The sequence below is a fragment of the Rhodococcus baikonurensis genome (assembly GCF_040489275.1).
Taxonomy (GTDB): domain Bacteria; phylum Actinomycetota; class Actinomycetes; order Mycobacteriales; family Mycobacteriaceae; genus Rhodococcus_F; species Rhodococcus_F baikonurensis.
The window spans coordinates 23,462-31,827 of record NZ_JBEUOQ010000030.1 but is presented as its reverse complement, the minus strand read 5'-3'; the positions used below and the strand labels follow the sequence as shown (position 1 = coordinate 31,827).

Genomic DNA, 8,366 nt, shown 5'->3' with positions numbered 1-8,366 from the left:
CCAATGGCGAACCCCCGCTGAAGCTTGGGACGAACACCTACGATCAATTCAACAGCAACGTGTTGCTTCGACCAGTTGAATGCGCCTTGCGATCCGCGGTCGTTGTGGTGGATGAGCCCGGACAGGTCGGTAATTCCTTCTCGGCGTCGGGTCCAGATTGCGTGCTCGATGGCATCGAGCACCAGCGGTGTCGTCATTGTCGTCGCGGTGTGCCATCCGAGGATTCGGCGTGAATATGCATCGATGACGAACGCGACGTACACCCAACCCGACCACGTCGAAACATAAGTAAAGTCGGCTACTCACAACACATTTGGCGCAACCGGGTTGAACTTTCGCTGTACCAGATCGTCCGCTCGACGGCCTTGTGGATCTGCGATAGTGGTCCGTTTCGCCTTGCCTCGATGTGCACCTTCGAGCCCGAGGGCACCCATCAACCGTTCGACCGTGCACCGGGCCACGTCGATGCCTTCTCGACGCATTTCCAGCCACACCTTCCGGGCTCCGTAGACCGAATAATTCTCGGCATGTACACGGCTGACCTCGGCTTTGAGCTCTTCGTCGCGCACAGACCGTCGAGATGCAGGACGGTTGCGGGCTTCGTAGTAGGTGGACGGCGCAATAGAGCAGCCGTGCTCGCTGAGCACCCTGCACATCGGCTCGACGCCGTACTCGCTTTTGTATCGGTTGATGTAGTCGATGATCACTTGTTGTTGCGGTCGAGCTCCGCTGCGAAGAAAATCATGATATGTGGGTGATCTGACGCATCCAGTGTCAGGCTGATCATGTCGGTTGTCGGCTCGATCGAGGAGGCCCCACAATGAATGCTTTCGTCCCAGCGCTGGTCCGGCCGCCTGGCGAAATTCCACGACTCGGCGAACCACTTCTCGATGAATACCTACGCTTCGTCGCTGCGAGAGCACGAACCAACACCCTCCTGGCACAGACGTTCGACCTGAAAGTCTTCTTCACCATCATCGGCAAGGAACCGACGCAGGTGAGCACCAGCGATGTACTGGCTTTCATTCAAGCGCAACGACTTCCACGCAAAGAGAATGTGGTCCGCCTCAGCGACGGCGAATCGGGACTGGCCACCTCGACCATCAAACGTCGACTGGCGTCGATCTCCGGCCTGTTCTCCTACCTCCATGAGCGTGGGCTGGTCGAGAAGAATCCCGTGCCGCGAGGCCTCTCGACCCGGTCAGGACGCTCTCACGTTCGCGGGACCCCACTGATCAGAGCGCCGCGGCGCCTCCCACGGGTACTGAGCCCCGACGAGGTCAACGCACTATTGGCCGCGCTACGCTGCGAACGAGACCGGGCGATGGTCCTGTTGATGCTGTTCGGCGGACTACGCCGATGCGAGGTGCTGGGCTTACGGATGCCCGATGTCCGACCCGGTGAGCGACGAGTGTTCGTCGCCGCCGGCAAAGGCGGCCACCAACGCATCGTCCCGGTCGCACCGACCTTCTTCGAAAGCCTCGGCCGCTATCTCGACGCCGAACGCCCGATCGACAGTGCCACCGATCATGTCTTCGTGGTCCTCAAACGTCCCAGACGCGGCAACCCGCTTTCCGCGGCCGGTCTCGATGAAATTCTCTCCGGCGCCCGAGTTCGAGGCGGGTTACCTCATGCGACATGTCACGAACTTCGACACACCTGCTTCACCCGACTCCGCGAATCGGGGATGGCGTTGGAGGCGATTCAAGCTCAAGCCGGGCACGCATCCATCGAGTCCACACGCATCTATCTGCATCTGGCCAACGACTGGCTGATCGGCGAGTATTCCAAGGCGATGGACATTCTCGACGGCATCGCCGGTGACATCCCTGGAGATGCGAAATGAGCGTTCCGACAGACTCTTTGAGAAAACCTGAGTCAACCGCGGCCCGCACATACGTTCACGCGGTCACCAATGCACATGCCCACCGAACCCGACTCCGGGCTGTCCTGCGGTTCGAGGACAGGTTCGGTGATCTCGGCGCATGGAACGCGCTACCGGTGTCGGCGCGCATGGCAGCTTCCGACATCGTGCGCGCGTTCGTTGCCTTCGCGGCCGTCTTCGAGTCGGTGGCCGTCGATGCGATCTATGTTGTGCAATCATCATCGAAATGGGGCGCCCATCTGGCCGAACGTGAACCCGTAGCTGCTTCCACATTCCGCACGCAGGCAACAAGTTTGGGATTCTGCGAGCGCGAGGCAGGGAAGATGTGGTCCAAACTCGCGCAGATCTGTGTCATCGCCGGCGCCACGACCGAGGCGCTCACCTCGGCGGAGTATGTCGCGGCCCGGGCCCAGTTTCATTCCGCCGTAGTCGCCAAGGTCGGGCGTGCACCGAAATCGTTGAACGCGCCACTCTTTGGGCTCGATGCGCTCATGTTCCATCGCGGCCAAGGACCCCGGCCACATCCGCGCAAACGCTGGGCAGCACGATCGGTGCCCGAGATCGGTTGGGACCGCGCCGAGGAGTGCGCGCCCGTCATGGTCGCTACGATGCGCCGTTACCTCGACCAGATCGGCATCAGCCTGCGGGTCTCGTCGGTGGACTGCATCGAGACCACACTGCGCCAGTTCGCCGGCCATCTGGCCACCACCAGCGACGTAGTCTGCGTCGCCGACATCGACCGCACCCACATCGAGGCCTACAAGACCTGGTTGGCGGCACGGCCGGGGTATCGCAAGAACACGAACCTGTCCAAGACCACCATCGGCATGCGCATGGGGCACCTGAGCGCGTTCTATCAACGCATCATCGAATGGGACTATCCTGATATCCCTGCCCGAGCGCCGGTCTACTCCTCGGACCGGCCGATCAAGGACAAGCCGCTACCGCGATTCCTCGACGACGGCGCCGCCGCCAAGTTCTTGACCGCAGCCCGCAACCTGCCCGACGAGTTCGGTCGCCTCGCCATCGAAATGCTCTCACGTACCGGCATGCGCAAAGGCGAACTCCTCGACCTGACAATCGATTCGGTCGTCCAGATCGGTTCCGCCTACTGGCTCCGCATCCCCGTCGGCAAGCTCCACAACGACCGGTACGTCCCCTTGCATCCCCAACTCAAAACAATGATCGACACCTGGCTCGAGCACCGACCGGACTGGCAGGACAGTCCGCTGCTCTTCACCGACCGCGGTCGTCCGATCCCGGGCACCCGAATCGACAAGGCAGTCCAATCCGCTGCTGCCGCAGCGGGAATCGGCCACGTCCACCCTCATCAGCTGCGGCACACACTCGCGACGCAGGCCATCAACCGGGGTATGAGCCTCGAGGCGATCGCCGCATTGCTCGGGCACAAGACAATGGAGATGACGATGGTCTATGCCCGAATCGCGGACCGGACCGTTGCCGACCAATACTTCTCCGTCACAGAGAAAGTCGAAGCCCTCTACAGTAAACACGAACCCGCCGTCCTGCCTGCCGAGGACGAGCCCGCCGCGATGCGCAAACTCCGCGCCGAAGCCCACCGGCGGATGCTCGGTAACGGCTACTGCGCACGCCCAGTCGAACTCGACTGCCACTTCGAGTCGATCTGCGAGTCATGCACGTTCTTCGTCACCACCATCGAGTTTCTCCCCACCCTCACCCGTCAGCGAGACGACGCCGCAGACAAGGGCCAGATCGGGCGGCAGAAGGTCTTCGACGGACTTATCCAGCGACTCGACGACACGGGCACTTGACATCGATCACCCACATAAACCGATGCCGACTTCAGGATCTCGTTGGCACGCTTGAGTTCCCGATTCTCAGCGCGAAGCTTGCGCATTTCCGCTGCCATTTCGCTCGTCACGCCGGGCCGCTGGCCGGCGTCGGTTTGCGCTCTCCGGATCCAGTTGAGCAACGTCTGCGCTGTTCCGATACCGAGTTTGTCGGCCACGGATTCGACCGCGGCCCACTCCGACGGGTACTCGTGTTGGACCTCGGCGACCATCCGCACTGCCCGCTCACGCAGTTCGGGCGGGTACCTTTTGTTCGTTGCTGACGACATGACTCCATCTTTCCCAAAGGATGAAGTCCCCGGAAACTCCGGTGCGATTCATAGTGCGCGATTGGATGTTGTCAAGAAGGATGGGACCCCAAGGAAACGGTCTCCTGTTGACGACGGTTGAAAACTAGTCCAGAAACGACGGGTGGTCTAGTTTTCAACCGTCGTTCACATCTCCTTCATCGCTTGGGTGATCTACGCCGCCTCTCTGCACGCGCGTGCTACTTCTGGTTGGCGCGATACCCGTGCCGCCTGGATAATCATTGCCGGTTTCGTCGCAATGCTGTTCAATCTCTTCATCATCAAGATGGATGTCTCCGGCCTCCATTCGTACGCGGGACTCAACTGAGAGCGAGCGGGTGAGAGTGGCGCGGGGGCATATGGATCAGGGGAGCCCCGCGCCTGCATGCCGGGGGAGTGGCGCAGCCATTCTGATGTGAGTGTGTGAACGTGGTGATCAAACTTGTCAATCATGCGCACTTCCTGCCCTTGCAAGGCGGAAGCCGTTGTGGCGCCGCGTCAGGGAGTTTCTTTTCCCGACATCCTGCGCGACACTCGAGTTCATCGTGTATCAGTGTCAACCTGATGTGGTCGCACCTGCTCAATACCGGCTGGCTTTCGAGTCGGTACGCCTCCGCGATCAACTCGGAGTCGGTCATCCCCCGCCGAACGTCCTGCATCATGACCTCCATGTCGTCTGTTCTCGTTTGCGTACCCGGCCTGTCCCTCGTTAATCGATGGGCTCGGTTTGCGCCTGGACCTGATTGATGCAAATAGATCGGTTCGGTTCAGGCGTGGGTTTTTGTGCACCCGTTCCTACCTCGTGCTGGTGGGTATCCCACGGAGCCTGACCAGAATGTTGAGCCCGACGAATGTGACCGCGCACGCAGGACGGCGCGTGCGGATCTCGGGATATCTTCGGGTGTAATTACCAAACCCTCCAACAAATGAGGTTGCCTCGATAGTGTTCGGTGTCCTCCGGGGTATTGACCTGTCGCCTAGAAGGCTCGGTGCCTCTGCCGAGGTCAATTGTCAAGCAGAGACACCGAGCCGCGTGCGCTCACATCCGACTGAAATCTGAGCAATGAACGCCGGAAGTCGTGATCACAGCGTGGCGAGAATGCCTTCCATCGTGGTGATTTCCTGGTTTTGCGCGCTGATGATGGTCTGCGCCATGGAGATAGCTTCGGGATACTGTCCGGAATCAACTTCAGTTTGCGCCATTGCGACAGCTCCGCGGTGATGGTCGATCATCTGAGCGAGGAACAGTTTCGCGGCATCGGTTCCCTGTGCATTCTGCAGCGCGGTCATGTCATCGGCGGACATCATCCCCTCCATCATTCCCGGCGTCATCCCCATGCTCTCTGAGGGCATCGGCATGTTCATGCTGGTAGAGGGTGTCATGCCTTCCATGCTGTGGGAGGTGGTCGGCATATTCATGCCAGAGGAGGACGAACTCTGTCCCCAGCTGGTCAACCAGGCCTGCAGCTGCTCGATTTCTGGGGCTTGCGCTGCCTTGATCTGTTCTGCCAACGTCGTCACTCGGGGGTCGATACCGTCTTTGGAGAGGAGCATGTCGCTCATCTGGACGGCCTGACTGTGATGCGGGATCATCTGCTCGGCGAATGTCACATCTGCCTGATTGTGAGTGCTCGCGTTCGCCGATGAACTGGATTCGGCACTCATTGACGTTGGCGTGGAGGTAGTTTCATCGGTATTGGAGCTGTTACATGCGGTGAGGACGAATAGTGCTGCAGTTGCTGCAGCACTGATTGCGAGGACCTTCTTCATATCGGGGAATCCCTTTCGCTGGGAGATCGGTTGTCGGGTCATGAGACGTTCTGTGAGGTGGACTTCGTAGTGCTGGGTGAAGGCCGGTGTTGATCTGGGGGAGAAGGGAGGCGTAGTCGCTTCAGCAGTAGTGCATTGACTGCGACGATGAAGCTGGACCCGGACATCGACAGCGCTGCGATCTCGGGGCGAAGTACAAGTCCGAGGGAGGGTTCGAAGACTCCAGCGGCGATGGGGAGGGCGATGACGTTGTACCCGACTGCCCATCCGAGGTTCTGTCTCATCTTGCGGAGGGTGCCTCGCCCGATTTGTAGTGCGACCGGTACGTCGAGTGGGTCCGACCGCATCAGCACGAGGTCCGCTGTTTCGATTGCGACGTCGGTACCTGCGCCGATGGCGATACCGAGGTCCGCTTGTGCGAGCGCGGGAGCATCGTTGACTCCGTCCCCGACCATCGCAACTTTTTTGCCGGCATTTTGCAGCTCGACGATCTTGGCGGCTTTGTCGCCGGGGAGCACTTCCGCGATGACGGTATCGATACCGAGCTGGCCCGCGATGCGCTGTGCGGTGGCTTCGTTGTCGCCGCTGAGCATGACGACTTCGACGCCCAAGTCGTGCAGCGCCGCCACTGCGGCGGCGGAAGTCTCTCGGACAGCGTCGGCGAGTGCGATCACCCCGACGCCGTGTCCGTCGACGGCGACGAGTACTGCTGTTCGCCCGCTGGCTGCGAGGTCGTCGCGTGTGCCCATCAATGTGCCGAAGTCGACGTTTTCGGCGATCATCAGTTTGCGGTTGCCTACCGCCACTCGACGACCGTCCACCTCCGCAGCCGCACCGTGACCTGGCACATTACGGAAATTTGTGAGTGGAACTTCCGGGGCGCCGCGTTCGGCCGCGTAGCGGACGATCGCGCCGGCGAGGGGGTGTTCGGACTCGCGTTCGACCGCGGCCACAAGGGAAAGGAGTTCATCGGTGCCGATACCGTCGACGACGACGTCGGTGACTTCGGGTTCGCCTTTGGTGAGGGTGCCGGTCTTGTCCATCACTACCGTCTCGATGCGCGCCGAGGATTCCAGCGCGGTGGCATTTTTGAACAACACTCCTCGTTGAGCTCCGAGTCCGGTGCCGACCATGATGGCGGTGGGCGTGGCCAAACCGAGAGCGTCGGGGCAGGTGATGACAACGACGGTGATTGCGAACAGAAGCGCGGTCTGCACTCCTGCACCCGCCGCCCACCAGACAAGGAAGGTGCCGGTGCCGCCGATCAGAGCAACAAGGACGAGCCAGAACGCGGCCCGATCAGCGAACCGTTGCCCCGGCGCTTTCGAGTTCTGCGCTTCCTGGACCAACGCCACTATTTGGGACAGGGCGGTGTCGGCACCGACTTTGGTTGCTCGGACGCGAAGTGTGCCCGTCGTGTTGATGGAAGCCCCGATGACTGCGGATCCCGGTTCTTTGGATACGGGAAGGCTTTCCCCGGTCACCATTGACTCGTCGACTTCGGAAGTTCCGCTCTCGACCGTTCCATCGACAGGGACTTTGCCGCCTGGTCGGATCAGTAACAGGTCTCCGACGACAACGTCGGCGGTGGGAACTTCGACGGGTTCGCCGTCTCTCAACACGATTGCCAATGGCGGGGTCAGTTCGAGCAGTGTGCGAATCGCGTCGTTGGCTCCACCTCTGGCTCGCATCTCGAACCAATGTCCGAGCAGGACGAAAGCCGTCAGCACCGACGCGGCCTCGTAGAAGACCTCGCCGCCGCCGGTGAAGGTGACGGCGACGCTGTAGAGCCAACCCGCCCCGACGGCGACGGCAACGAGGACCATCATGTCGAGGGTGCGGGCCTTCAGAGCCCGATAAGCGCCGTCGAAAAAGATCCAGGCCGAGTAGAACACCACTGGCAAGCTCAGTATCAGGGTGAATACGTCGTCGCGGAGTCCGAACGGGGCGGGAACTGTGAATCCGAACATGTCGCGCCCCATCGGGGACCACAGCATGATCGGAATGGACAGAACGAGAGCGACGAGAAAGCGATTTCGCATGTCCCGGACCATGTCGTCCATCGACATTCCGGCGTGGGCGCCTCCGTGCCCCATCATGTCCTGTGCAGAGTGTTGAGCATGTGGTTCGTGCGCTGTGTGTTCGCCGTGAGGAGATTCGCCGGGGTGTTCGACCGGTGCGTCGGTTGATGTGTCGGCGTGGTCTGAATGAACGTGGTATTCAGAGGGCGTGGCGCTGGTGCTGTCGTTTGGTTCGGAGAGGGGGTCGCAGCTGTGGGAGGGCACTGATCGCCCTGCGCAGTGATAGCCGCAGTCCCGGATCCATTGGGACAGTTCGGGTATCGAGGTTGCAGCCGGGTCGTAGGTGACCGTGGCAGTTTGGTTGAGGACGTTGGCCTCAGCAGAGACGACGCCACGTCGGCGAAGGAGAGTTGATTCGACTGCGGCTTTCGATGTCGCCCACTGCAATCCTTGTACTTCGAGAACGGTGGTTCGATTCATCTCTGCGCCCTCTCGTTGTGACCGCCATTCTTGCGGCAGCGACTGTGCGGATACCTCGGTGGCATGTTCCCGTGTTGTGGCAGATCGTCGG

General features: G+C 60.9%; 4 protein-coding genes, 3 pseudogenes and 1 other annotated feature. Of the genes and pseudogenes, 3 read left to right on the top strand and 4 right to left on the bottom strand.

Annotated features, from left to right (window positions below; genetic code table 11):
• Window positions 1-86: 86 nt before the first annotated feature.
• Window positions 87-671, bottom strand: a pseudogene (locus ABWI03_RS32425) (IS3 family transposase); the annotation flags it as partial.
• Window positions 615-744 (bottom strand) — a sequence feature (AL1L pseudoknot). Its footprint overlaps the pseudogene before it by 57 nt.
• Window positions 745-820: 76 nt before the next feature.
• On the opposite strand from ABWI03_RS32425, the gene ABWI03_RS32420 reads away from it, so the two are divergent.
• Window positions 821-1,846: a tyrosine-type recombinase/integrase gene (locus ABWI03_RS32420; RefSeq protein WP_003943780.1), complete on the top strand. Its 1,026-nt coding sequence runs from the start codon at window positions 821-823 to the stop codon at window positions 1,844-1,846.
• Window positions 1,843-3,678, top strand: coding sequence for a tyrosine-type recombinase/integrase (locus ABWI03_RS32415; protein ID WP_003943758.1), 1,836 nt, complete (start codon window positions 1,843-1,845; stop codon window positions 3,676-3,678). The genes ABWI03_RS32420 and ABWI03_RS32415 overlap by 4 nt, the downstream gene beginning before the upstream one ends.
• 14 nt (window positions 3,679-3,692) lie before the next feature.
• On the opposite strand, the pseudogene ABWI03_RS32410 reads toward ABWI03_RS32415, so the two are convergent.
• A pseudogene (locus tag ABWI03_RS32410) lies at window positions 3,693-3,986 on the bottom strand (transposase); the annotation flags it as partial.
• A gap of 169 nt (window positions 3,987-4,155) precedes the next feature.
• Here ABWI03_RS32410 and ccsA point away from each other — a divergent pair.
• Window positions 4,156-4,332, top strand: a pseudogene (gene ccsA, locus ABWI03_RS32405) (cytochrome c biogenesis protein CcsA); the annotation flags it as partial.
• Between the two features lie 755 nt (window positions 4,333-5,087).
• Here ccsA and ABWI03_RS32400 read toward each other — a convergent pair.
• Together ABWI03_RS32400 and ABWI03_RS32395 are read right to left on the bottom strand one after the other, a co-directional pair.
• Entirely contained in the window at window positions 5,088-5,774 is a 687-nt protein-coding gene (locus tag ABWI03_RS32400) for a DUF305 domain-containing protein (RefSeq protein ID WP_047270628.1), read from the bottom strand.
• Window positions 5,775-5,812: 38 nt separating this feature from the next.
• The gene (locus tag ABWI03_RS32395; protein WP_298782251.1) at window positions 5,813-8,275 is read right to left on the bottom strand and encodes a heavy metal translocating P-type ATPase; all 2,463 of its coding nucleotides are present in this window, start codon (window positions 8,273-8,275) and stop codon (window positions 5,813-5,815) included.
• Window positions 8,276-8,366: the final 91 nt, after the last annotated feature.